Source organism: Leucobacter soli (assembly GCF_042659205.1).
Taxonomy (GTDB): Bacteria; Actinomycetota; Actinomycetes; order Actinomycetales; family Microbacteriaceae; genus Leucobacter; species Leucobacter soli.
Genome location: NZ_JBHSRW010000413.1, coordinates 1 through 1,000, shown reverse-complemented (window position 1 = coordinate 1,000; position 1,000 = coordinate 1). Strand labels below are relative to the sequence as shown.

Genomic DNA, 1,000 nt, shown 5'->3' with positions numbered 1-1,000 from the left:
CACGCCGCGACGCCGCCGCGCGAGGCCGATCCGGCTGGGCCGAGCGCTACGCAGCGACCGTCGCGGGCACGTACTCCTCGGCGAGCCGGGCCTGCACGAGGATCGGCAGGTGGTCGCTCGAGCCGCGATCCAACGTGCGCACGCTCTCGATGCTGAGCCCGGACGAGGTCGCGAAGTCGAAGTGCCCGCGGAACATCTTGTACCGGGTGTAGGTGCGCCGGTCGCTCAGCGTCAGATCGTAGCCCGCCTCGCGCACGTGCCGGTCGAGTCGCGCCTGGAACACCGGGTAGTTGTAGTCCCCGACCATGAGCGCGGGCACCCCGGGACCCAGCGCCCGCAGCTCAGCGATCGCCGCGTGGATCTGGTGCCGGCGCAGCGAGTTCAGCGCGGTCAGCGGGGCCGCGTGGAAGGAGGCTGCGATCACATCGTGGCCGGTCTGCCGGTCGTGCAGACGCGCACCGAGCAGTCGCTCGTTCGCGGGCGCGAGCACCCGGTCGTGCAGCGACTTCTTCAGCTGGAACGTGTGCGCCGACCGCACCTGGAATCGATCCTCCCGCACGTACATCGCCAGGCCGAGGCGGTTGTTTTCGGTGGCGTGGACGAGCCCGAGCGATCCGAGCCTGGCCGGAAGCGCGACGGCGTCGGCCTCCTGCAGGCAGAGGATGTCGATCTCATGGCGCTCCGCCAGCCCTCCGATCTCCCCGAGCGCACGATTCTTCCGCAGGTTGTAGCTGATGGTCCTCACGCGCCGCCTTTCGAGTGCTGCCGCAGGGAGACGCATCCCCCCTGCGCACAGACTACGCCCGATATCTGTGCGGCGGGTGTCCGCCACGGGATCAGCCGATGACGAGCCGCTCGGCCTCCTCTAGCAGGATCCGGCGGATCTCGGTGAGCGCCGGGTGCCCGCCGCCGGCGGCGCGAGCCGCGGTGAAGAGGGTGCGGCGGGGCGCGCCCTCCAGGTCGATGACGCGCATGCGGTGCTCGGCGCCGGCGTGCATGA

The 1,000-nt window shown here is 71.0% G+C and carries 1 protein-coding gene; it reads right to left on the bottom strand.

Features of this window, described 5'->3' with window-relative positions; all coding sequences use genetic code 11:
- Window positions 1-46: 46 nt before the first annotated feature.
- Window positions 47-745 (bottom strand): endonuclease/exonuclease/phosphatase family protein, encoded by a 699-nt coding sequence (locus tag ACFPZL_RS13615; protein WP_218116060.1) that lies wholly within the window; start codon window positions 743-745, stop codon window positions 47-49.
- Between the last annotated feature and the right edge of the window lie 255 nt (window positions 746-1,000).